This window comes from Thermophagus xiamenensis, from assembly GCF_900112795.1.
Classification (GTDB): domain Bacteria; phylum Bacteroidota; class Bacteroidia; order Bacteroidales; family Marinilabiliaceae; genus Thermophagus; species Thermophagus xiamenensis.
Window position 1 is genome coordinate 17,268 of record NZ_FONA01000012.1, and the last position, 25,115, is coordinate 42,382.

Sequence of the window (25,115 nt, forward strand, 5' to 3'; positions counted from 1 at the left end):
AAAAATAAGTCGAAATAAAAGCCGAATATACAAAAAAATGAGACCATTAAAAATGCCTGTTTGCAGAAAAATTACAATCTGGTCAATGGTTCACAATTTTTTTCCGAAAAGCCACTTTCGGGTTATCGGGACAACAATTCCTGCTAAAAATACCCATAGGAGTGGAATGCCTAAATTAAGCCACTTCCAAAACATAGATTCATTAGCCACTTTTTCGCGGTTCAACAATCTAAGCTGATAATTTCGGGTTCTGAGGGTCATCCATCCCTCGTCGTCGGTTAAAAAATTGATTGCATTGAGGATAAGTTGTTTGTTTCCAAAAGTTTGGTTGGTAGCTTCGTCGTAACCTAATGGAATAATGCGCGGATTTTGAGATTCCCGTCTCCTCACTTCATTTTTAATTATATCTCCGTCAGCAATTACAACCATTTTGGTAGGTTCGCTAAGGTTGCGACGTTTATTTGCCGGGAAATTTGTGCCGGGCGGTGCTGTGCGATGCATAAAGACCGATGGGAATCGGCCTTCGGCAGCATAAGCGACAGGGATAAAAGATTGAGGAAAACTTTCTTTCCTCGGCTCTTCCTGAACATGGGCCAGTGATATGTATACCGGGCTAGACATTGTTCTAGAGTATCTGCTGGTACGCAAAAGTAAGGTTACATTGGTTTGTAAGTCTTCTCCAACGGTGTCGATGCTGCTTACAAATTCGGTTTTAATTGGAGCTACATTCCGTGTAACGGGATGTTGATTGTTGGTGTTAAGCAATGGATTGAATATCCAGGGCATTGGGACAAATTGTGAGGGTTGTCCTGGCGGAGAAACATTGACAGGAATTAAGCTGGATTGTACATCTTGAATAAGATTGGCATTAATACGGAAACCATATCGGAATAATTGGTCAGCCAGGTTAAGGTCAAAAGGAAGGCCTACTGTTTGAGAGGTACGGCGCAAGCTGTCCAAGTTTGCATTGATGGCATCAATAAGCCACAATACTCGACCTCCATGCATAATATATTGGTCGATGGCAAATTTTTCCGTTTCAGTAAATCTTTGTGTCGGGCGTGCGATTATTAGGGCTTCGTATGGTTCGAGCATTTCCGGGTTTCCGCCGGGATTACCTCTATCTACCTGATAATATTTTGATAGCTCATCAGTAATGTCGATAACATCAAGCTCATCTAACTCGCCATGACCTTCTAAAAAGGCAATTTTTCGTTTTTCCTTCATGGTCAGTCGGCGCATCGCATCCGTAAGTTTATATTCCAAGGCTTCTGCCGATGCGTTCAGGTTTTCGGCTCCGGAAAAGCCGGGAATGTTTTCCAGTAGGTTAACTGCAATTTCCAAACTATCTCTCTGAAAAATCAGATAGGGATAAACCAAGGTTCGTTTTCGGGTTCCATCTTCTTTGGCTTCGTAAACCGGAACCGGACTTAGATTATGATTGTTAAGTTGTTCTTTTGCTTTTTGTGCTTCCTTGCTTTTTTTGTCAGGATTAATGAATTGGTAATCGATATTTTTCCTGGAATAAACTCTAAATTCATCCAGTTTTTCTTTAACTGCTCGTGATAATCGTTCAAAGCCGGGATTTAAATCTCCTTCAAGGAAAACATTGGCAAATATTGGTTCTTCTTGTTCTGCCAGGAATTTTTTAGTTATGTCGGCTAAAGTATATCGTTTTTCCTGGGTAAGGTCCCATCTGAAAATGATATTGGATATAAACAAGTTGATGGTTAAGGATACTAAGAGGATGATGAAAAAGTGTATTTTCCCATTGGGGAAGTTGAGGCGTGTCATGCCCAGGAAAACCGCTATTATGCTTAAAAAGAAAATTATATCTCGCAGGTCAACGACTCCTCTGCTTATGGATTGATAATGAGCATCAATTCCCAAATTGATTAAAAACGTTTCTAAAGGTTCAAGACCAGGGATTGAGGCTAATGCATCAAAGCCACTATAAAAAAGAAACGATACCAAAGCTGATAAGACAAAGGCTACTATTTGATTATCGGTAAGTGAGGATGTGAAAACGCCTATGGCCACATAAGCTCCGGCTAAAAATAAAAGTCCCAGATAACTGCCCCAAATGGCTCCACTATCAACGTTGCCAACCGGTTGGGCAAGTTGGTATACAGAGTAAAAATAAATTAAAGTAGGTATCAAGCTGAGAATAACGAGGGTGAATCCTGCTAAAAATTTAGCAATAATGATAACCCAGGTTGATACCGGTCGAGTTAACAATAATTCCAGCGTGCCTGACTTCTTTTCATCAGCAAATAAACGCATTGTGATGGCCGGAACAAGAAATAAGTAAAGCCACGGTGCCATATAAAACAACCCGTCCAAACTGGCATATCCTCCAAAAAGTATATTGAAATTTCCCGGAATAACCCATAAAAACAGTCCTGATAAAATCAGGAACACGGCCATTACTAATGCTCCGGTCAGTGAACTAAAAAAGGCTATCAACTCTTTTTTCCACAATGCTATCATAAAATTTTACCAATTTGAAGGTTTTTACATTTAAGTTTAATCTTATTTATTGGTTGAATGGGACTAGTATATTAGTGTTTAGTTCAAAGTTCATGGTATTTAGTATACAGAGTGTAGTATTACAAACCTAATATAGCCCTTACCCAATAGCCTTATGTGCTATCTGTTGGAACAGAAAATACTTAATCTTCTAAAAGCAAACATGCAATTTTCTATATTTTTTAACCCCAAATACGTGATTAAATTTATTCCGATACAATACTTTCCCACATTAGTGTGGCGGTTTTATGACTACAACCCGGTTCTCCCATAATTTGTCGTAATCGGTCATATTCGGCAAGCATTTTTTGCCGATATGAAGTGTCATAAATAATTTTTTCCAACTCATTTTTTAATGCTTCGCGCGTCATGTCAATTTGAAACAGCTCGGTTACCACTTGTTTTCCGGCGATTAAATTAACTAAAGAAATATATGGGACTTTAATAATAATTTTTTTAGCAATAAAATTTGTGATGGCTCCACCCCACATTTTATAACAAACCACTTGAGGGCAATTTAGTAAAGCAGCTTCGAGAGTAGCGGTGCCCGATGTTACCAATGCTGCGGCCGAATGCTCCAGTAATGAGTAGGTCTCATTAAATAAAACTTTAACTTCTCCGGACGAAAAAAATTGTTTATAGTAATCGAGTTGGAAAGCGGGTGCGCCTGCAATAATAAATTGATGTTCAGGGAAATAATTTTTTATGGCTAGCATATCCGGCAGTAATCGTTCGATTTCTTGTTTTCGACTGCCGGGGAGTAGGGCAATAATTGGTTGTTCGGGCAGTTGATGCCTATTTAAGAATTCTTCCCGGGTTTCGTTTTTGTTGGCTCTGTCATGAATTGCATCGAGTATAGGGTTGCCCGAATAAACTACCGGAACATTGTGTTTGGCAAAAAAGTCAGTCTCGAACGGAAGTATGGTAAACATCTTGTCGACCCATTTTTTTATCCGTTTAACGCGTCGGGTGTTCCATGCCCATATTTTGGGCGATATATAGTAAAAAACCCGAAAGCCGTGGTGATGGGCAAATTTGGCAATGCGCAGGTTAAAACCCGGATAGTCTACTAAAATTACTACATCAGGCCTGTATCGTAAAATATCTTCCCTACAATCATTTAAATTTCGGAAGATGGATTTAAGATTGATTAGGACTTCCCATACCCCCATGTACGCCGTATCACGATAATGTCGTACTAGTGTTCCACCTTGCGACGCCATTAAATCTCCGCCCCAATATCTGAAATCAGCTTCCTGATCTAGCTTTTTTAACTCTTTCATTAAATTGGAGGCATGCAGATCGCCTGAAGCTTCACCGGCTATAATGTAATATTTCATCCGTATAAAATTTACTTACTTCATTGATATATTGGTTCTTAAAAGTAGTCATTAGTGGTTAGTCGTTAGTCACTAGTTATTTAACACTACCCACTTGTTGACTAATGACTAATCACTTCTTCTCCTTTCTGCCTGTGCACTTCTGCCTAAGTTTTTATACATGTTCTTTTGTGACAATAATCGCCATGCTCGTTTTATCCGTATAAAATTTACTTATTTCATTGATATATTGGTTCTTAAAAGTAGTCATTGGTGGTTAGTCGTTAGTCACTGGTCCATTAACACTAATGACTGTTGACAAATGACTATTGACTTCTTCTGTCTTCTGCCTGTGCACTTCTGCCTTAGTTTTTATACATGTTCTTTTGTGGCGAAAGCCGCCATGCTCGTTTTATCCGTATAAAATTTACTTATTTCATTGATATATTGGTTCTTAAAAGTAGTCATTGGTGGTTAGTCGTTAGTCACTGGTCCATTAACACTAATGACTGTTGACAAATGACTATTGACTTCTTCTGTCTTCTGCCTGTGCACTTCTGCCTTAGTTTTTATACATGTTCTTATTGTGACAAATCTTCTTGGTCATACTTGTTTCATTAGAATAATGTTTATTTAATTTTCGTGCCAAATTTTAAATTGCACTATTACTCCTATTCATTGAAACTATCTTTTAAGTCTGCTTACGTGATAGGTTTAGGGGATTTTAAGTACGAATGTAATTATTTTGGGAAAAATTTTTAACGGAAATGCCAGTTTTACATTAAGATTCTGACAATCATAGTTATAATTGCCCAAATTACAGTGGCTAATACAATTCCACGTGCAGCTAAAAGCCGTTCGGTACGTATGGCAATTAAAAATACAAGTAAATTTGGAAGTACACTTATACTAATAAGTTTTCCAAGACTATGTAGCTGGAACAAACTTTTTAAAAAATCACCAAAGCCAAGATTTCCTTCATATCTGCCTTCAAAAAGAAAAAAACTAAACAAAACGGGAAGTGTAAGTCCTACTATAAGACCCAATATTTGTTTATTACACCGACACATTTTTAATAATTTGGGTGAATGAAACTTAGGATTTGGATTTAGATTTTATATAGGAATTAGTGGAATATTGCTGTTTTAAAATATCCACTGCCGAATGGTCAGTAATGTCGAGGCGGCAGGGTACTACCGAGACAAAGCCGTTGGCCAGCGCATATTCATCAGTGTCAGTAGCGTTGGGTTCCAGATTTTGGAAGGTCCCTGTAAGCCAATAATATTTTTGTTTTCTGGGGTCTTCTCTTTCAACAAATTCTTCACCCCATTTTCCTTTAGCCTGTCGACAAACCTTAACACCTTTTAATTGATTTCCTTTGGGGATGTTCACATTAAGAAAAGTTTCTTCTGGAAGCCCAAATTGTAATACCTTGTCAATGATTTGTCGGACAAATTGTTGAGCAGCTGAAAAATCGGCTTCAGGTGAATAATCAAGCAAAGAAAAACCAACCGAAGCAATCTTATTTAAGACTCCTTCCCGTGCTCCACCAAGAGTTCCACTGTAATGTACACTAGATGAACTGTTGCTGCCATGATTTATCCCGGATAATATTAAATCGGGTTTTCGGGGTAAAAGTACGTTTAAAGCCAATTTTACACAATCTACAGGCGTCCCGTTGGTCTTGAAAATAATCTTATTTTTTTGTTGACTTATCTTTTTTATAAATAGTGGGTGTTTTACAGTTATGGCATTTGACATTCCTGAACGTGCTTCATCAGGAGCTACAACTACTACATTCCCATATTCTCCGGCTATTTGGCCCAAAACATCTAAACCTTTTGCATCAAAACCATCATCGTTGGTTACTAAAATCAAAGGACGATGGTTTTCTTCAAATTCTACCATATTGTTTTTTCTGTTTTAACCTAACTTTTTTCTCTGTCAAAGATATTGAAATATGGTGAAACAACAATGTTGAAAAGTGAATCTGATTCCTCTTCCATTTAATTTTAATCCATAAAAAAAATGGTTGTTTTTTATTCTATCAAAATCTTACTGACAAATTATTCGTTGTTTGAAGCATATTTAATTATTTTTGCTGGTCGTTAGCTTATACTTACAGTTTTTTGTTAGTCCCAAATAAAATTCTTCTAATTCATGAATATTTCATACAACTGGTTGAAAAATTATATTTCAACTGAATTATCTGCTACCGAGATAGCTGAAATTCTTACCGACCTTGGTTTAGAAGTTGGGTCGATAGAGAAAGTTGATTCCGTAAAAGGTGGGTTGAGAGGCTTGGTTGTTGGTGAAGTTTTAACTTGCGAAAAACATCCCAATGCCGATAACCTTAGCATAACTACGGTAGATGTTGGTGAGGGAGAACCTCTGCCTATTGTTTGTGGTGCACCGAATGTGGCAGCAGGGCAAAAAGTGGTGGTAGCAAAAGTGGGCACTACCCTATATCATGTCAATGGTGAGACCTTTGAAATAAAAAAAGCAAAAATTCGTGGTGAGGTTTCTATGGGTATGATTTGTGCGGAAGATGAAATTGGACTGGGACAAAATCATGATGGGATTATGGTTCTCCATCCAGAAGTGGAAGTCGGTACCCCTGCTTCTGAATATTTCAATATTGAATCTGACATCATTTTTGAGGTAGATTTAACTCCCAATAGAATTGACGGAGCATCCCATATTGGGGTAGCGAGAGATTTGGCTGCCAGGTTGAAGCAACGCGACCCATCGGTGGCAGTTAAATGGCCTTCGGTAGATAATTTTAAAACGGATAATCATGATTGGTCTGTTTCCGTTAAGGTTGAGAACCCTGACGCATGCGTACGTTATAGCGGTCTTACCATTACAAATCTTGCGGTTAAGGAATCGCCAGACTGGCTTAAAAACAAATTGCTTGCCATCGGACAAACGCCCATAAATAATGTGGTGGATGTAACCAATTATATTTTGCATGAATTAGGACAACCGCTGCATGCTTTCGATGGGGATAAAATCAAAGGAGACAAGGTGATTGTTAAAACCTTGTCAAGGGGGACCAGGTTTGTTACTTTAGATGAAGAAGAACGGGAACTTCATGAACAGGATTTGATGATATGTAATGCTGATGAGGGGATGTGTATTGCCGGAGTTTTTGGTGGGTTAGAAAGTGGGGTTACTTTCAATACTAACAAAATATTTTTGGAGAGTGCCTGTTTTAATCCTGTATTTATAAGAAAAACAGCTCGGCGGCATGCGCTCAATACTGAAGCATCGTTCCGGTTTGAAAGGGGTACCGATCCTAATCTGACTGTTTATGCGTTAAAAAGGGCTGCTTTGCTTATAAAAGAAGTAGCTGGTGGTACTATCGCTTCTGATATTATCGATATCTATCCCCGGCCGATTCACCCACATAGTGTGGAATTGTCGTTGAAACATGTAGAAAGGTTGATCGGGAAAAGCATTGACCCCAATTTGATTAGGAATATTCTCCAGGCATTGGAAATTGATATTAAAGCTGAGAATAATGGAATTTGGAGTTTGGAGGTACCCCCATATCGGGTAGATGTAACCCGTGAGGCCGATGTTATTGAGGAAATACTTCGCATTTATGGTTATAATAATGTTGAAGAACCTCACAAGGTTAATACACCTATAGTTTATGGTGATAAACCAGATGTTGGAGAATTGAGAAATATCGTTTCATCACTGTTGGTTGGTCAGGGATTTATGGAAATTATCAACAATTCTCTAACAAAAGCAGCCTATTATGAATCATTGAAATCATTTCCTGAAAATCAGGTTGTAAAATTAACCAATCCCTTGAGTTCTGACTTAAATGGTTTACGGCAAACCTTGCTTTTTGGAGGACTTGAAACTATTAAGCATAACCGCAACCGACAAAATCCCAATTTAAGGTTATTTGAATTTGGTAACTGCTACTATCTGAAAGGAGGGAATGAAGCTTCTGTAGATAATTACCAGGAAACGGAAAAATTGGCATTGTTTATTACCGGTAAGTATACTGAAGGGGATTGGAATGCAGCGGAAAGAAAAGTATCGTTTTTCGATCTCAAAACTTGGACATTAAATATTTTGGAAAGGTTGGGAATTGAAGTGGCTCAATGTGATGAGCAGGTGACCGAAAATGATTTATTTGCAGAAGCTTTGAAAATTGTCACTGTTGATGGTCAGGAAATATTTACCATGGGTATGGTATCACCCAAATTGCTTAAATGGTTTGACATTGATGAGCCTGTTTATTTTTCTGAAATGAACTGGCCTACTTTGGTTAAATTGACCGGGCGGAAGAAAACTACATTTACGGAGTTGTCCAAATTCCCTGAGGTTAGGCGAGATTTGGCGTTGTTGGTTGATAACAAGGTTATGTTTAGAGATATCCATAAATTGGCATTGAAAACTGAAAAGAAACTGCTAAAAAGGGTGTCTTTGTTCGATGTATATCAGGGGAATAAAATAGAGGCAGGGAAGAAATCCTATGCCATATCTTTTATTTTACAAGACACCGAAAAAACACTTAAGGATAAGCAAATAGATAAAACCATGGCTAAGCTTACCCGGGTATTTGAAAAAGAATTAGGGGCGAAATTGAGATAATAATACCGATACCCGATTTTATTTTTAGTAATTATTAGATATACTTTATAGTGCCATGCTTATTGCATTCTTGTTTTTATAATCGAGTTTGTAGTAAGCATGGTTTTTTTATACATTTAGGTCATGTCTATAATGGAAAAGAGAAGTCTATAAAAGTTTATCCATAAATGCCTCGAAAAATAGTTACCTGGGCTTTTCGAATTCTATATTAAAATTCTTTTATTGGGTCATTAATTAGAGCGGTTAATAATTTTTTATAAATGTACCGGAAGATAATCAATATAGACAAGAATAAAGGTGAACCCCGTTATCGTCAAATAATCAATTCAGTGCTTCAGTCAATTCGGATGGGAAAGCTGAAAAATAATGAGAAATTGCCATCGGTTAATGATATAGCAGGGGCTTTTAATATTTCCCGAGATACAGTGATGCTTGCCTATAACGAGTTAAAGGCTAGGGGTATAGTTAGAAGTGTTCCGGGTAAAGGATATTATATCGATTCGGTAGATGTTGAAGAGAGAGAAAGGATTTTCCTTTTGTTTGATGAGTTCAATGCTTTTAAGGAAGATTTATACAATTCTTTTATTCAACATTTAGAGGGGCGAGCGATGGTTGATATTTTTTTTCATCATTTTAATCCCGAGGTTTTTGCTTCATTGGTTTTGGACCGTAAAGAACGTTATACTTCTTATGTGATAATGCCTGCGAACTTGCCCAATGTTCTTGAGATATTAAATCAGTTATCTCAGAAAAGGGTGTATTTATTGGATAGAAATCCCGAATATATTAATGATCGCTATCCTTGCGTTTATCAGGATTTTCATTGGGATATGTATAATGGTTTATGTGAAGGATTAGGATTATTAATGAAATATAAGAAGTTGGTGTTGGTTTACCCAGGCGGGAAAGAGCCTGAGGGTTTTTTAACCGGGTTTAAATTGTTTTGCGAACGCCATCGTTTTCCATATCAAATAATTCCATCTTTTCAGCCACCGGTACTTAAGGGGCATGTATATATTCTTCCAAATGATAGAGATTTGGTTCATCTGGTTAAGGATATGGGACATAAAAAATTGGTTGCTGGTCGAGATGTGGGAATTATTTCTCTCAACGACACCGGGTTAAAGGAAATTGTTGCCGGTGGCATTACCACTCTGTCTACCGATTTTGTTGAAATGGGAAAAAACTTGGCCCAATTAGTGCTTTCTAATAAAAAAATATGTTTAAAAAATCCTTCAAGATTAAATATTCGCAATTCGTTGTAGAATTTATTGATTTAGTGGTATTTGGTCTGTAATGCATGTTTTAAAACCTTTCTGATAAATTCATTTTACAAGATAAATTATTCTGTTTTAGTAATAAAATATCTATATTTGCCTACCAGTACCTACCAGTTGGATATTAAAATTATTAATATGGATTTAAATGCTTTAAAATCAACGTTTGAAAAGCTTTATCAAAAGCCAGCGGAAGCAATTTTTTTTTCTCCCGGCCGTGTCAATTTAATAGGTGAACATACCGATTATAATGGGGGATATGTTTTCCCTTGTGCCTTGAGTTATGGTACCTATTTGTTGGTCCGGAAAAATACAGAGAATGTAATAAGGTTTGCCTCCGAAAACATGGAGCGTAAAGAAACGGTAGCTTTGGATAATATCTCTCAACCCTTGTCCGGCGATGCCTGGATGAATTATCCTTTAGGGGTAATGGACCAGTTTTCAAAGAAGGGAATTGCTGTGAAAGAAGGGCTGGATCTTTTTTATAGTGGAAACATTCCTAACGGTGCTGGACTTTCTTCTTCTGCATCTATTGAACTTGTTACGGCAGTAATGTTAAATGATCTCTTTGGAGGTAATTTGCCAATGATGGAGATGGTAAAGCTTTCCCAAAACGCCGAAAACCAATTTGTTGGGGTGAACTGTGGAATTATGGACCAGTTTGCTGTGGGCATGGGTAAAAAGGATCATGCTTTGGCTCTTAAATGTGATACATTGGAATGGAATGCGGTACCACTCAAACTGGATGGATATAAAATTGTTATTAGCAATACCAATAAACGTAGGGGCTTAGCCGATTCAAAATACAACGAACGACGAGCTGAATGTGAGCAAGCCTTAAAGGAGTTGAACAAAGAAGGTAAGTTCAAAACATTAAGTGATATCGATTTTGATACCTTTAATCAAATCTTTGAGCGGCTCTCATCGGAGGTTTTACTGCGTCGGGTGCGCCATGTGATTACTGAAAATCAGAGAGTACTGGATGCTATGAAAGCTCTGAAAAATGACAATATAAGGGAATTTGGACAATTGATGAATGCCTCTCATGTTTCTTTACGTGACGATTACGAAGTAACGGGCCCAGAGTTGGATGCTTTGGCTGAAGAAGCGTGGAAGGCCGATGGTGTTATTGGATCCAGGATGACAGGAGCTGGCTTTGGAGGTTGTACAGTATCTATCGTAAAAGAAAATAAAACTGACGATTTCATTAAGCAGGTAGGCCAGGGTTATGAAAAAAGAACCGGCTTAAAACCTTTATTCTATATTGCCGATGTAGGCGATGGAGCCCGTCGTTTAATGTAATGTGTAATAGTAAATAAACTATTTTATGCAAGATTTTAATATGGAAGAACATCCTCACCGCAGATATAATGCCCTTACCGGTGAATGGGTGTTGGTATCGCCACATAGAGCTAAACGTCCTTGGCAAGGACAGGTGGAAAAAGGACAGGTAGAAAAACGGCCCGAATATGATGCCCAATGTTATTTATGCCCGGGCAATGAAAGGGCCGGAGGTGAAAAAAATCCGGATTATAAATCGACTTATACTTTTGTTAATGATTTTTCTGCCTTGTTGCCTGATACCCCTCAAGGCGAGGAAATTGAAGGCGAATTGTTCAGAGCAGAGAGTGAACAGGGAATCTGCAAAGTGATCTGTTTTTCGCCCCGGCACGATTTAACTATTCCTGAAATGTCGCACGAAGCGGTTTGCGGGGTTGTCGATGTGTGGCAAAAGGAATACAGGGAATTGGGACAGAAGAAGTTTATCAATTATGTTCAGATCTTTGAAAATAAAGGTGCTGTTATGGGATGTAGCAATCCTCATCCACATGGACAAATCTGGTCAAGCCGTTCCATTCCCGTTGAACCTATGAAAGAGCAATTACAGCAAATGGCTTATTTCAAAAAACATGGACGAACACTTTTAAGCGATTATTTAACACAAGAATTGGAGAAAGACCAAAGAATTATTTATAAAAATGATCATTTTGTAGTTTTGGCTCCCTACTGGGCGGTATGGCCATTTGAGGCTATGATTGTTAGCAGACGTCCGGTTCCAAGTCTTGACCATCTTTCAGAGTATGAAAAATCGGGATTGGCAGATGCTTATCGCCATTTGACCATCTTATACGATAACTTATTTGAGACATCTTTTCCTTATTCGGCAGGGCTGCATCAGGCACCTACCGATGGACGGGAACATCCAGAATGGCATCTTCATATGCATTTTTATCCTCCTTTATTGCGTTCAGCCACTGTCAAGAAATTTATGGTTGGATATGAAATGTTGGCAAATCCGCAAAGAGATATTACGCCAGAAACAAGTACGCGCCGATTGAAAGAATTGCCGTCAGTACATTATAAATTCAGATAGATATCTTTTTTTATTATTAAAAGGAATTCGGGGAGATTGGCAACACTTTGGCTTTTCTTCCCGTTTTTTTATGCAATTTGGCCTTTTGATAATATTGTTGGATTAAAAGTATGATTATCTGATTTGGTGCGATCAGATGAGCAAATTGTTAGTTCATGTACTTTGGATGGTTGAAAAAAACTACTTTATGAAATTATTTGTAAAGGTTTTTAGTCGCGACAGTTCGTATTAGTGTCGATAATTCATGAATTGTATTAATTTTGCAGCACATATAAAATTAAACGTATAAAACTGAAGATCAAATGGTACATTTCTTTCAGGGCGATAATCGTCGTGTTCTGGCTGTTGGTTGTAACAAACCTCTTTCACAAACCGATTTGCAAAAATTATCCTGGCTCTTTGAGGGTGCTCAGTTTCTGGAAAAACAGAGTCTTGAAGGATTTTTTGTAGGACCACGTCAGGAGATGATTACCCCCTGGAGTACAAATGCCGTTGAGATTACCCTGAATATGGGCATTTCAGGAATAGAGCGAATTGAAGAGTTCTTTGGCACTGACAGCGAAAATCCGGAATATGACCCCATGTTACAGGCCTTATACAATGGCTTAAATCAAGATATATTTCGAATTGACAAAACACCGGATCCTATTATTTATATAGATGATATAGAAGCGTACAACGAAAAAGAGGGTTTGGCGCTTAGCGATAAGGAAATTGATTATTTAAAGAGCTTAAGTCAGCGGTTGGGGCGAAAACTTACAGATAGTGAGGTTTTTGGATTCTCTCAGGTTAATTCGGAACATTGTCGGCATAAAATATTTAACGGAACATTTATAATTGACGGGGAAGAGAAAGAGAGTTCTTTATTTAAATTAATAAAGAAAACATCTGAAGAGAATCCCAATTATTTGGTATCGGCCTACAAAGATAATGTAGCTTTTATTGAAGGCCCCTTGGCCAAACAATTTGCGCCAAAAAGACAAGATACCGCCGATTTTTTTGATGAAAAAGATATTAAAACAGTCATATCATTAAAAGCTGAAACCCACAATTTTCCAACAACGGTAGAGCCTTTTAATGGTGCCGCAACGGGATCGGGAGGGGAAATTCGTGACCGCCTGGGCGGAGGTAAAGGAAGTTTGCCTTTGGCAGGTACTGCCGTTTACATGACCAGTTATCCTCGTCTGGCTGGAGGAAGAAAATGGGAGAAGAACTTTCAATGCAGGCCCTGGCTTTATCAAACCCCTGAACAGATATTGATTAAAGCTTCTAATGGAGCCAGCGATTTCGGAAATAAATTTGGGCAACCCCTTATTTGTGGTTCAGTACTCACTTTTGAACATTTTGAAGAGTACCACAAGTTTGCTTTTGACAAAGTGATAATGTTGGCCGGAGGTGTCGGCTTTGCAAAAGCAGAACATAGCAAAAAAGATACACCTTCAAAAGGCGACCAGGTTATTGTTTTGGGTGGTGATAACTATCGAATTGGAATGGGCGGGGGTGCCGTTTCATCAGTAGCTACCGGTGAGTATGACAACGCAATTGAGTTAAATGCTGTTCAGCGCTCAAATCCTGAAATGCAGAAGAGAGTGATGAACGCCATTCGTGCCATGGCAGAGAGTGATGACAATCCTATTATTTCTATTCACGATCATGGTGCAGGGGGACATCTGAACTGCTTGTCCGAGTTGGTAGAAGAAACCGGTGGTACTATTCATCTGGATAAATTACCGGTAGGTGATCCAACGCTTTCGGCCAAAGAAATTGTAGGTAATGAATCTCAGGAACGCATGGGATTGGTACTAAAACAAAAAGATGTAGAAACATTAAAGAAAGTTGCCGATCGGGAGCGTTCGCCGTTATATGTGGTAGGAGAAGTTACCGGTGACATGCAGTTTAAGTTTGTGGATGATAAAGGAAATGCGCCTATCAACCTTCAATTGGCTGACATGTTTGGTAATCCACCCAAAATGGTAATGAAAGATTCGGTTGTAAAGCGAAAATTTGACGAGATAATATACGATATTAATGATGTTGAGAAGCATCTTGAAATGGTGCTTCAACTTGAGGCAGTTGCCTGTAAAGACTGGCTAACCAATAAGGTTGATCGCTCTGTTACCGGTAAGGTGGCCTGTCAACAGTGTGTCGGCGAAATACAGCTTCCCTTAAATGATTTGGGTGCTACAACTATTGATTATACCGGAACAAAAGGTGTTGCCACGTCTATTGGGCATGCCCCCGGAATTGGATTAATTGATGCCAAAGCAGGCTCTGTTGTTTCCGTGGCCGAAGCATTGACAAATATTGTTTGGGCGCCATTAACCCACGGTCTTAAAGGTATAAGTTTAAGTGCCAACTGGATGTGGCCATGTCGTAACAAAGGAGAAGATGCCCGGCTATACGAAGCGGTTGAAGCTGTTAGTAACTTTGTTTGTGAGTTGGGAATTAATATTCCTACCGGGAAGGATTCTTTGTCGATGACACAGAAATATCCCGATGGAGAAAAAGTAATGTCTCCGGGAACCGTAATAATAAGTGCTGTTGCCGAAACAGAAAATGTACGTAAAATTGTAAAACCTTTATTGGTAAAAGATGAGAATACTGCTCTTATTCATATTGATTTGTCATCGGATAGCCTGAATTTGGGTGGGAGTAGTTTTGCGCAGGTTTTGAATAAGCTGGGGAATCAAGTGCCAACAGTTAAGGATGCCAATTATTTTAAAAAGGCTTTTGAGGCCATTCAGAATCTGATACGTGAGGAATTGGTTTTGGCCGGTCATGATGTTTCAGCCGGCGGATTAATTGTCACTTTACTGGAAATGTGTTTTGCCAATAAAGATTTTGGTATTGAAAGTGACCTTACAGTTTTTGAAGAGAAAGATCCGGTAAAAATACTTTTTAGTGAAAATCCGGCCTTAGTTCTTCAAATTGCAGATTTGGACCGAGTGAAAAAGGCGCTTGATAGTGCAGGAGTTCGTTTCAATGTCATTGGTCGTCCTGTCAAAGAACGATTGTTAAAAGTTAAAACAGAAAAAAAAGAATTTGATTTTGATATTGATCATTTAAGGGATTTATGGTTTAAAACCTCTTATTTGCTGGATCGAAACCAGAGTGGGGAGATAAAAGCTGAAGAGCGTTTTAAAAATTATAAAACGCAGCCATTGGAATTTCAATTTCCTGCTCATTTCGAAGGTACTCTTGAATCTTTAGGGTTGAATAATCCGGCTAGGATTGCCAGGGCTGCAATAATACGGGAAAAAGGTGTTAATGGCGACCGTGAGATGGCCTACTCGCTTTATAAAGCCGGATTTGCGGTTAAGGATGTCCACATGACCGATCTTATTACCGGTCGGGAGACACTTGAAGATATAGATTTTATTGTATTTGTAGGCGGTTTTTCCAATTCGGATGTGTTAGGTTCGGCTAAAGGATGGGCCGGTGCTTTTCTTTATAATGCGAAAGCCAAACAAGCCCTCGATAAATTTTATGCACGTAACGATACCTTGAGTTTAGGTATTTGTAACGGTTGCCAGTTAATGGTAAATTTGGATTTGGTGAATCCCGGGCATGAGCAGAAAGCCAGAATGCTTCATAACGATTCTCATAAATTTGAATCGGCCTTTGTCACCATGAAAATTGAGGATAACAATTCAGTAATGTTAAAATCGCTTACCGGTTCAAAGATTGGTGTTTGGATCGCTCATGGTGAGGGAAAATTTTCATTGCCTTTGGAAGAGAGTGCTTATCATATACCGGGGAAATATGTTTATGATGCCTATCCTGCCAATCCAAATGGAAGTGATTACAATGCTGCTGCTATTTGTTCTAAAGATGGCCGGCATTTGGCCATGATGCCTCATTTGGAAAGATCCATTTTCCCCTGGCAGTGGAGTCATTATCCACAAGAGCGAAAAAATGATGAAATAACGCCGTGGATGGAAGCCTTTGTTAATGCCCGTAAATGGATCGAAGAGACCAAACGCCGGTAAACCGTTTCAATGCGAGATAAGTATAGTTGTTATCTCGCATAATTTTCCCCGAAAAAACTAAAAGTACACTTCGGCGTGTATCTTTTCAGGGGAGACACCCTGTGCTTCAAGTAGGTCATATACATCATGGATCATACTGCTGTTTCCGCACAGATAACACCGGGTGTTCCCCTTTACCGGGTTTTCTTCCAGGTAATTGGTAATTCTTCCAAAGTAATCATTTGGTGTTTTTTGTCGAGATATGCAGGCTATATATCGCTGAGAATCATAAAAGTCGGCTTCATATTTATCAGAATTGTACCGAATACCATGAAGTATTTGATAATTAAGCCCCGGATAAGATTTTATAAAACTATGATACGGTGATATTCCCGTTCCGGTGGCAATAAATAATAGTTTTTCTTCCGGATCAATGTGTGCAGGTAAGGAAAAATAGCCTACCGGTTCTTCTACTACCAGCATATTTCCGGGCTTTTGTTGCTTTAAAACAGGAGATATAAATCCACCCGCCACTTCCTTGACCAAAATTTCCAGATAGTCATCATTTTCCCCGCTATAAATAGAGTATTCACGGGTATGGATGCTATTGGCAGGGCCTACATTGATGTGTTGCCCTGCTTTAAATTTTAGATCATTTCTTTCCATTCGGATAATAAAAGTTGAGTCGGTTAAGTGTTTTACCTCCAGAATTTCATGGAGTTTTGTGGAAATTTTATTAGCTTGGGAAACTTCGCTCATGGCTTTTTTGTCGTTTAATTGTTATTAAATGATTACTCTTATGAAATACTTTTTTTGCAACTGTTGTCATTAAATCGGGCATGACCAACAAAAGTTGTCTCAAGAAGATAATGTTTAAAATTACGGTCATGCGAGTTTCTTCAGACCAATGAATTAAATAAATTTTATAATGATGAATATTAAAGTTTTTTGAAACATCACTAATTAAGGAAATATTGATTTGTCTTGTTTAGTTTATCTCCCAACAGAGGCTTCAAAAAAGTTCAGAAGCTAAACTTCTGTTACGGCAAAATGTTCACTAATTGGTAATAAATTTTGTATGGATAATTCTTTTTGAAAAAAATATCAACAAATTGTATATATATTAGTTTTTCCTTTGCCTAAACTTATAACGTCAAAAAATTATGCTATATAAAAATTACCGTTCCAAAGAATTAAGCTGGCTTTATTTTAATGCACGGGTTTTACAGGAGGCTGCTAAAAATGATGTACCATTAATCGAACGAATTAAATTTTTGGGAATATATTCCAATAATTTGGATGAGTTTTTTAGAGTAAGGGTAGCTTTATTAAAGCGACTTTCGCAACTGGGAAAAGACACTGAAATTGATGGCATATCGCCTAGACGTACCTTGCTGGAAATTAACAGGATTGTTAAAGAACAGGGCGTTGAATTTAACCGTGTTTACGAACGGATTATTAAAGAGCTGGAAGAACATAATATTTTTGTATTAGACGAGAATTCCTTAAATGAACAGCAAGGTGCATATGTGAGGCGAATTTTCGAGCAAAAAGTCAGACCCAAACTGATGCCTGTGATTATATCTAAACGCCGGAATTTACCCGATTTAAAAGATGATGCCATTTACCTGGGGGTTATTTTACGAAACTATCGTTCCGGGAAATCAATTTATGCGCTTTTGGAATTGCCGGTTGATGCGGTAGGGCGTTTTTTTATTGTCCCCTCTAATGAACATTCTACCTCAATAATGCTTTTGGATGACGTAATTCGATTTGAACTTGGGGACATATTTTATATGTTTGATTTCGATGAAATAGGCGCTTATACCTTTAAGCTTACCCGTGATGCCGAATTGGATATTGATGATGATATTGCCGAAAGTTATGTAAGTGCTGTTTCTCAAAGCCTGGAAAAACGTAAAGATGCACCTCCCGTTAGATTTGTATATGATAAGGAAATGCCTGAAGATTTGCTCGAAATTTTACTCAGGAAACTTCATTTTACAAAGGATGATGTAATTATTAAAGGAGGGAGGTATCATAACTTCAAGGATTTTATGGATTTTCCAAAAATTGGTGGCCCTGGTATGATGTATGAGCCTTTGCCGCCTATCAGACATGAACATTATCCTAATGGAAAATCTGTTTTTCCAGTGTTGCAACAAAGAGATATTTTATTGCATTTTCCTTATCATTCATTTTTGCATTTTATTGATTTTTTGAGGGAAGCCAGCATTGATCCATTGGTTAAGGAATTAAAAATTACCATTTATCGGGTAGCTAAACACTCAAATGTTATGGATGCTCTTATTAATGCTGCCCGAAATGGGAAAAAGGTTACAGCCATATTGGAATTGCAAGCCCGGTTCGATGAGTTGCCCAATATTAAATGGGCCAATAAACTACAAAATGCAGGTGTTAAAGTTATTTATGGTGTTAAAGGATTGAAGGTTCATTCGAAACTTTGTTTGGTTACCAGAAAAGAAGATAGAAAGCTGCGACATTATGCTTGTATTGGAACAGGCAATTTCAATGAAGACACCGCCAGGGTTTTTAGTGATCACTTATTAATGACCGCCCATGAAGGAATTGCCAAAGAAGTAGCTGCCGTTTTTGATTTTTTTGATCGAAATTACCGAATTTCAAGATATAGTCATTTATGGGTTTCGCCTTTCTATTTTAGAAGAAAACTGACCGAATTGATAAATAAAGAAATTAAAGTAGCTAAAGAAGGCGGAGAGGCAAGATTGTGGTTTAAACTTAATAATCTGGCCGATTACAGAATGATTCAGAAATTGTATCAGGCAAAGCGGGCAGGTGTCGACGTTCGTTTGAATGTGCGTGGAATGTTTTCTATGCTACCTCAATTTGATAAAAATGTAGAACCTATACCGTGTATAGGACTTATAGATAGATTTTTGGAACACAGCCGGTTTTTTATTATTGGCTACGGTGATAGAGAAAAGGTGTATATCGCTTCAGCCGACCTGATGACCAGAAATCTAGACAGAAGGGTGGAAGTGGCTTGTCCTGTATATGATGGTGGTTTGAAAAAGCAACTTATTGATATGTTTCTTATTCAATGGAAAGATACCAGTGCTGCTCGAATTCTGGATAATGAACTGAATAATCAAATTAAAAAGCCCGATAAAGGCGAATCACCTTTCCGTTCACAAATCGAATTCTATAAATATTTAGGATGTATTAATCAATCTGTTTTGATGGAAAAAAAGAATATTGGACAGTGAAGCCTGTCAAAAAAGGGAAAACAGAAATTTGAATTATAGCTCTTATGCCGTTAAGACCATTAGACGATTTGGATAATTTATAAAAAAGGAGTCGGGTTATTATAAAGAAATGCTTGATACTTAAGAATTTATTTTTCCATTCCTTTAGGGTAATGAATTGGATTAAGTAAACTTCAAACCATTAAAATGAAGACAATTGCTTTATTGTCTATGAACTGGTAAAATAAAAATCCAATAAGGAAAGGGATTAGACCTGATTTATGTTGTTTTTTTATCTTTTAGTTGGTTATAATTTTGTTATCAAATAAAACAAAAGGTGAAAGCTGGCTGTGAAGGATATTTGGGCTATTAGGTCAATAGGCCTGTTGGTTTTAAATATTCATGCACAATATAAACTATTAAATACATTAAGTTTATGAAAACAATGAAAGCGCTGGTAAAACAAAAACCTGAAAAAGGAATTTGGATGGAAGAAGTCCCTATTCCCGAACCGGGTCATAATGATGTTATAATTAATGTAACAAAAAGTTCTATTTGTGGAACCGATTTACATATTTATAAATGGGATGAGTGGGCACAAAAGACCATTAAAACACCATTGATAATAGGACATGAATATGTAGGTTATGTTGCAGCAGTCGGGTCAGAGGTGAAAAATGTTAAAGAAGGGGATAGGGTTACCGGGGAAGGACATATTTCCTGCGGACACTGTCGTAACTGTCGTCGTGGCCGTCAGCATATTTGTGAGAGAACAGTTGGCATTGGAGTTAATATCAACGGGGCTTTTGCCGAATATGTCAGGGTCCCCTCAAATAATGTTATGAAAATTAATTCCCAAATACCCGATGATGTTGTGGCTATTATGGACCCTCTGGGAAATGCTACTCATACAGCGCTTTCGTTTCCTCTTATTGGTGAGGATGTTTTGGTTACCGGTGCCGGACTTATCGGAAGCATGTGTGTGGCAGTGGCCAAATTTGCCGGTGCAAGGTATGTTGTTGCAACGGAAATGAATGAATATCGAGCCGAGATTGCGCGGAAAATGGGGGCTACCAGAGTTGTTAATCCTTTGAAGGAAGACCTTGCAGAAGTAGTTCGTGAGTTGGGAATGATTGGTTTTGACATAGGATTGGAATGTTCAGGCTCAGAGAAAGCTTTTAATCAAATGCTGGCTCATATGTATAATTCCGGGAAGATTTCCTTGCTTGGCATTTTACCCTCTTCTACAGTTGTTGACTGGAATACCATTATTTTTAAAGGATTGATGCTAAAAGGGATTTATGGCAGAGAAATGTTCGAAACGTGGTATCAAATGGAACAGATGCTGATGTCAGGTTTGGATGTTTCGCCCATTATTACCCATCGTTTTCCTGTAGACGAGTTCCAAAAAGGATTTGATATTATGGAGAAAGGTGATTGCGGTAAGGTCATTTTAAATTGGGAATAATTGCATGAAACGAGCATGGCAACTTTTGCCACAAAAGGACATGTATAAAAGAAAAAGGCAGAAGTACGCAGGCAAAAGAAGTTTTTAGTGGTTAGTCAATTATCAATAGTGTAGGTTACACCGGGGATTATTGACTAGCCACTAAAAAACTAAATTTAAGGTTAATTTCAATTTATTTTATTGTCCAAATCAAGCCCAAAACCATGCCCGTAATTGTGCTGTTCCATGGATTACTAGTGATGGGGCAACTGCCTGAATTACATCCTATAAAGTAATAATAGGCATAACCTAAAATACCGCCAAGTGCAATTCCCAAGGCCATTCTAAACATCCTTGACATTTTTTTGTTTTCTTTGCTATTTCTTTCGTTAATCTGTTCTTTTTGCATGTAGATTTAATTTTAGTGTTTGATTTGTTGGACATGTAAAGATATTTAAAAATATAGATAATTAAAAGTGTTTGTGTATGTCTTGTCGGTTTTTTGTGGTAATTTTCCTGTTTTCATTTGTGATACTACCCGTAACCGGGCAGCAAACCGATACTTTTGTTGAAGAATGGAAACAGTACCGAAATGCCGATGACCATGAAAAAAATTTCAAGGAAATTTCTTTTCTACGTGCTCTTGAAAGATTTGTTAAAAATTGCGATGCTCTCAACCGGTATGCAGAGGAACTGAATGATTGGAAAATTGAGGTTTCGGAAGATGCAAAGTTTTCTGTTTTAGCAACCGTTGTGTCTTATGAGTTAAGGCCTGATAAATTTATTTATTGTATCAAATCTAATGATTCTGGAACAGCATTTGGGTTTTCCAGAGAGATTAATCGTCCATTGGACAAAGGATGGACTTTAAACTATGATTTGTTGCCTTTATCAGAAGATACATTGGTAGGGTTGAAAGTATTTGTTCAAGGCAAGCTGTGGTTAGACATTCCCGACCTTAATACAGCTATTTTATTGGAAAGTTTGTTGCGGAGTGGTGGAAGTGAATCCATTTTCCAACTTTCAGAAAAAATTCAAAAGCGGCTTAGCCTGATGATGAGTCAGCCGGAGCTGTTTTTTAATGATTTTTCGGGGTTTAGCGGCCTTTCAACTCTGCTGTTGCCTAAAGAAGGTTTAAAAATAGTAACCTGGAATATAGAAGAACGGGATGGTGACCACCATTTTTATGGTAAAATTGCCATTAATAAGGGTGAGGGACAAATTAATGTATTCCAACTTAGAGACAATTTTAGAGACATTTCTCAACCCGAATATGCTTCTTTACAATTCCCCGATTGGTACGGTGCCGTATATTACCATGTTATCCCAATTCATTACAAAAAAGATATTTATTATACCCTTCTTGGGTATAATGGGAAGGATGCCTTTTCAAAATTAAGGGTGATAGATGTTTTATACTTCAATGAAAAGGGATATCCTAACTTTGGTGCCTCGGTATTTAATATTAATGGTCGGCTTAAAAAACGATTATTATTTGAATATAACAACAATGCCGGTATGATGCTCAAGTATGATGAAAGGGAGAAAAAGATAGTTATGGACCATTTGTCGCCAATGGATGCTGTGTATGAGGGATACAGGAGCTATTATGTCCCGGACTTGACGTATGATGCCCTTGAATACCGGAAAGGCCAGTGGGTTTTATTACAAGGTATTGAATATCCAAACAGATAAAGAAATATTGTAGTTATAGTATATTATTGTAATTTTGCAAACGTGTGAAACAGGTGCATATTGCCTAAGAGGGAATCCGGTGATCTGGTTGAACAACAGAAAATCCGGAGCTGTACCCGCAGCTGTGATCCCATTTTGTGGTTGCAACATTACTGGCCACTGGATAAATTAAAATTCCTAAGTTCAATTTCATCTTTAGGGATATAAAGTCCGGGAAGGCGTTGCAATCGGGAAAGCCAGAAGACCTGCCTGTATACCCATGATTAACCAATTAAACTTTCGGGAGGTAAAGTAATGGTATTTAAAAATCTTTTGATGAGTGGTCTTTTGACCTTAATGTTTTTGTCTTCTTGTCAAAGTCCTAACACAGAAGATCCTGTTCTGAAATTATTTGCTGATTTTCAACCAGACTCTGTTTTTCAGCCAACCTATGCTAAAGGTTTTTCGATTTACTACTATGATAGTCTCAAGTTGATTTATATTGCTGACCCTTGGGATGAAACTGCTCCCGGTAAATACATTCTTGCTGGTTCCGGGCCTTGTCCTAAACAATTTAAATCACCTGATTTGGATTATTTGAGATATCCTGTAAAAAATTGGTCGGCTTTTTCTTCAACTCAAATAGAGTTTGCCAATAAAATTGGTGTTCTTAATACTCTCGGAAGCGTGGCTGAACCTCAATATATTTCCAATCAATATGTGCATGAGAGGCTTCGAAAGGGGAAAATTAAAAATATAGGAATGGCCTATTCGCCTGATATAGAGGTTTTGTTATCCTCTTCACCACAATTCGTATTCGTGGCGCCATTTAAAGATAACAAATATACGCCCCTTCTCGATGCAGGGTTTCTATTAATTTATGATAGCAGTTATCTGGAATCATCGCCCTTAGGAAGGGCTGAATGGCTAATATTTTTTAGTGCGTTTTTTGATAAGGAAAAGGTTGCTATTCGGGAATTTAAGAATATTGAGCGGCAGTATAACAGTATTGCCGTAAAAGCTAATGCGGTTAACTTTAAACCCGATATCCTTACCGGGCATATATATAATGATGTGTGGTATATGCCTGCCGGCGATAGTTATATGGCCCAACTATTTGAGGATGCCGGTGCTGATTATCGTTATAAGAATAGGGCTGGTACAGGTTCTATAGGTCTGGATTTTGAGACGGTATTTAATGATTTTCATTCAAGTGATATATGGGTATTGATCGTAAATCACCAAGGAACTTTTAATAAGTCCGATTTGTTGCAGATGGATGAGCGATATGCCGGCTTTGAAGCTTTTAAAAAGGATAGGATATTAGTAAGTAATTCCAATTATTCCGGATTTTTTGAAAAAGGAATTGTTGAACCGGATGTTATTTTAAAAGATTTGGCATTTTATCTTCATCCCAACCTTTTCCCTGATTATGAACCTGTTTATTTCCAATGGTTGAAAGAATGATTCCATGCAAAAAGTTTTTGTCCCTTCTTTAACCAAGCGTTCCTATCGAACAATATGGCTTGTAATCTTGGTTTTACTTTCATTTTCTTTGTTTATGCTCAACCTTCTTTTGGGCTCTGTTTCTATTCCTGTAGAGGATATCTTTAAAATAATTATAGGAAGTAACATAGAAAATGAAAGTTGGAGTTTTATAATATTAAAAAGTCGCCTTCCACAAACGATAACTGCCATGCTAGCCGGTGCCGGGTTGGCTGTCGGAGGGTTACAGATGCAAACTTTATTTAGGAATCCTTTGGCCGGTCCATCTATTTTGGGTATTAGTTCCGGCGCCGGATTAGGTGTAGCCATTGTTCTTATGTTTGCCGGTAAAATAGGTGGCGTTGCATTAAGTGGGTTTGGGTTGGCCGGACATCTTTCAGTTGCTGCTGCTGCATTTGCCGGAGCAATGGTTGTTTTAATGCTGGTATTGTTTCTTTCGCGCCATATAAAAGATAATGCTGTATTGCTAATTGTGGGCATTATGGTCGGTTATGCTGCTTCAGCTTTAGTCGGTATATTGAAGTTTTACAGTATGAGAGAAGATGTCCATGCCTATGTAATATGGGGTTTAGGCAGTTTTTCTACGGTTAATTGGTCACAAATGAAGATATTGTTTCCCGTGGTTATTTTGGGGTTAACGGGTTCATTTTTTTTGGTAAAACCTTTAAATGTGATGTTATTAGGCGAACAGTATGCCGGCAATCTTGGCGTTAATATTCGGATATCAAAATTTTTAATTATTTTAATTACAGGATTACTAACCGCAACTATCACTGCATTTTGTGGTCCGATAGCTTTTCTGGGATTAGCAGTTCCTCATTTAACCAAAGGGCTTTTACGAACCTCGGACCATAAAATACTATTGCCGGCAGTTATTTTTTTTGGGTGTGCAGTGGCATTATTTTCAAATTTAATTGCGCGGATGCCCGGATTTGAAGGAGGATTGCCTATTAATGCCGTTACCAGTATTATTGGAGCGCCTGTGGTTCTCTCTGTTATTTTGAGAAGGAGAAATTTCAGAAAGGCCGGATTTTAGAAAAGGTAATGGACCAAAAATCGCGACTATTGCCCTAAAAAAACATATATATAATGTGAATAGACAGAAAAGCAATTTAGTGATTAAGGAAAGTCATTGGTGTTGGTTCTACTAATTCATAAGGTCCAATGACTGAACATTCAT

The 25,115-nt window shown here is 37.9% G+C and carries 15 protein-coding genes and 1 riboswitch; of the genes, 10 read left to right on the forward strand and 5 right to left on the reverse strand.

The window, feature by feature from the left end:
- Positions 1-90: 90 nt before the first annotated feature.
- From gldG to surE, 3 genes are all read right to left on the reverse strand, one after another.
- Positions 91-2,490: a gliding motility-associated ABC transporter substrate-binding protein GldG gene (gene gldG, locus BM130_RS08605; protein WP_010527431.1), complete on the reverse strand. Its 2,400-nt coding sequence runs from the start codon at positions 2,488-2,490 to the stop codon at positions 91-93.
- A gap of 245 nt (positions 2,491-2,735) precedes the next feature.
- Complete coding sequence (gene lpxB / locus BM130_RS08610) at positions 2,736-3,869, reverse strand: lipid-A-disaccharide synthase (protein ID WP_010527430.1); 1,134 nt, start codon at positions 3,867-3,869, stop codon at positions 2,736-2,738.
- 1,074 nt (positions 3,870-4,943) lie between these two features.
- A complete protein-coding gene (surE, locus tag BM130_RS08620; protein WP_010527428.1) occupies positions 4,944-5,756 on the reverse strand; it encodes a 5'/3'-nucleotidase SurE in 813 nt (270 codons plus the stop codon).
- 252 nt (positions 5,757-6,008) lie between these two features.
- Here surE and pheT point away from each other — a divergent pair, with 252 nt between their 5' ends.
- The 5 genes from pheT (at position 6,009) to purL (ending at position 16,102) form a co-directional block, all read left to right on the forward strand.
- On the forward strand, positions 6,009-8,462 hold the full coding sequence (pheT, locus tag BM130_RS08625) for a phenylalanine--tRNA ligase subunit beta (protein ID WP_010527427.1): 2,454 nt from the start codon (positions 6,009-6,011) through the stop codon (positions 8,460-8,462).
- Positions 8,463-8,722: 260 nt separating this feature from the next.
- On the forward strand, positions 8,723-9,727 hold the full coding sequence (locus BM130_RS08630; RefSeq protein WP_010527426.1) for a GntR family transcriptional regulator: 1,005 nt from the start codon (positions 8,723-8,725) through the stop codon (positions 9,725-9,727).
- 108 nt (positions 9,728-9,835) lie between these two features.
- Positions 9,836-11,041, forward strand: a complete 1,206-nt coding sequence (locus tag BM130_RS08635; RefSeq protein WP_010527425.1) for a galactokinase — start codon at positions 9,836-9,838, stop codon at positions 11,039-11,041.
- Positions 11,042-11,066: 25 nt separating this feature from the next.
- Positions 11,067-12,113 (forward strand): UDP-glucose--hexose-1-phosphate uridylyltransferase, encoded by a 1,047-nt coding sequence (locus BM130_RS08640; protein WP_010527424.1) that lies wholly within the window; start codon positions 11,067-11,069, stop codon positions 12,111-12,113.
- Positions 12,114-12,415: 302 nt separating this feature from the next.
- On the forward strand, positions 12,416-16,102 hold the full coding sequence (gene purL / locus BM130_RS08645; protein ID WP_010527423.1) for a phosphoribosylformylglycinamidine synthase: 3,687 nt from the start codon (positions 12,416-12,418) through the stop codon (positions 16,100-16,102).
- 57 nt (positions 16,103-16,159) lie between these two features.
- Here purL and BM130_RS08650 read toward each other — a convergent pair whose 3' ends face one another.
- Positions 16,160-16,840 (reverse strand): ferredoxin--NADP reductase, encoded by a 681-nt coding sequence (locus BM130_RS08650; RefSeq protein ID WP_010527422.1) that lies wholly within the window; start codon positions 16,838-16,840, stop codon positions 16,160-16,162.
- Positions 16,841-17,244: 404 nt separating this feature from the next.
- Here BM130_RS08650 and ppk1 point away from each other — a divergent pair, with 404 nt between their 5' ends.
- On the forward strand, positions 17,245-19,329 hold the full coding sequence (gene ppk1, locus BM130_RS08655; protein ID WP_010527421.1) for a polyphosphate kinase 1: 2,085 nt from the start codon (positions 17,245-17,247) through the stop codon (positions 19,327-19,329).
- Positions 19,330-19,744: 415 nt separating this feature from the next.
- Complete coding sequence (gene tdh, locus BM130_RS08660) at positions 19,745-20,776, forward strand: L-threonine 3-dehydrogenase (protein ID WP_237706122.1); 1,032 nt, start codon at positions 19,745-19,747, stop codon at positions 20,774-20,776.
- Between the two features lie 172 nt (positions 20,777-20,948).
- On the opposite strand, the gene BM130_RS08665 is transcribed toward tdh, so the two are convergent.
- Complete coding sequence (locus tag BM130_RS08665; RefSeq protein WP_010527419.1) at positions 20,949-21,164, reverse strand: DUF6132 family protein; 216 nt, start codon at positions 21,162-21,164, stop codon at positions 20,949-20,951.
- Between the two features lie 77 nt (positions 21,165-21,241).
- Here BM130_RS08665 and BM130_RS08670 point away from each other — a divergent pair, with 77 nt between their 5' ends.
- The 3 genes from BM130_RS08670 (at position 21,242) to BM130_RS08680 (ending at position 24,971) form a co-directional block, all read left to right on the forward strand.
- A complete protein-coding gene (locus BM130_RS08670) occupies positions 21,242-22,450 on the forward strand; it encodes a hypothetical protein (protein WP_010527418.1) in 1,209 nt (402 codons plus the stop codon).
- 34 nt (positions 22,451-22,484) lie between these two features.
- Positions 22,485-22,717: riboswitch (cobalamin riboswitch) on the forward strand.
- A gap of 48 nt (positions 22,718-22,765) precedes the next feature.
- Positions 22,766-23,896 carry a TroA family protein gene (locus tag BM130_RS08675; RefSeq protein WP_010527417.1) on the forward strand — a complete coding sequence of 377 codons (1,131 nt, stop codon included), beginning with the start codon at positions 22,766-22,768 and terminating at the stop codon, positions 23,894-23,896.
- A 4-nt stretch (positions 23,897-23,900) separates the two neighbouring features.
- A complete protein-coding gene (locus tag BM130_RS08680) occupies positions 23,901-24,971 on the forward strand; it encodes an iron chelate uptake ABC transporter family permease subunit (protein ID WP_010527416.1) in 1,071 nt (356 codons plus the stop codon).
- The last annotated feature ends 144 nt before the right edge of the window (positions 24,972-25,115 follow it).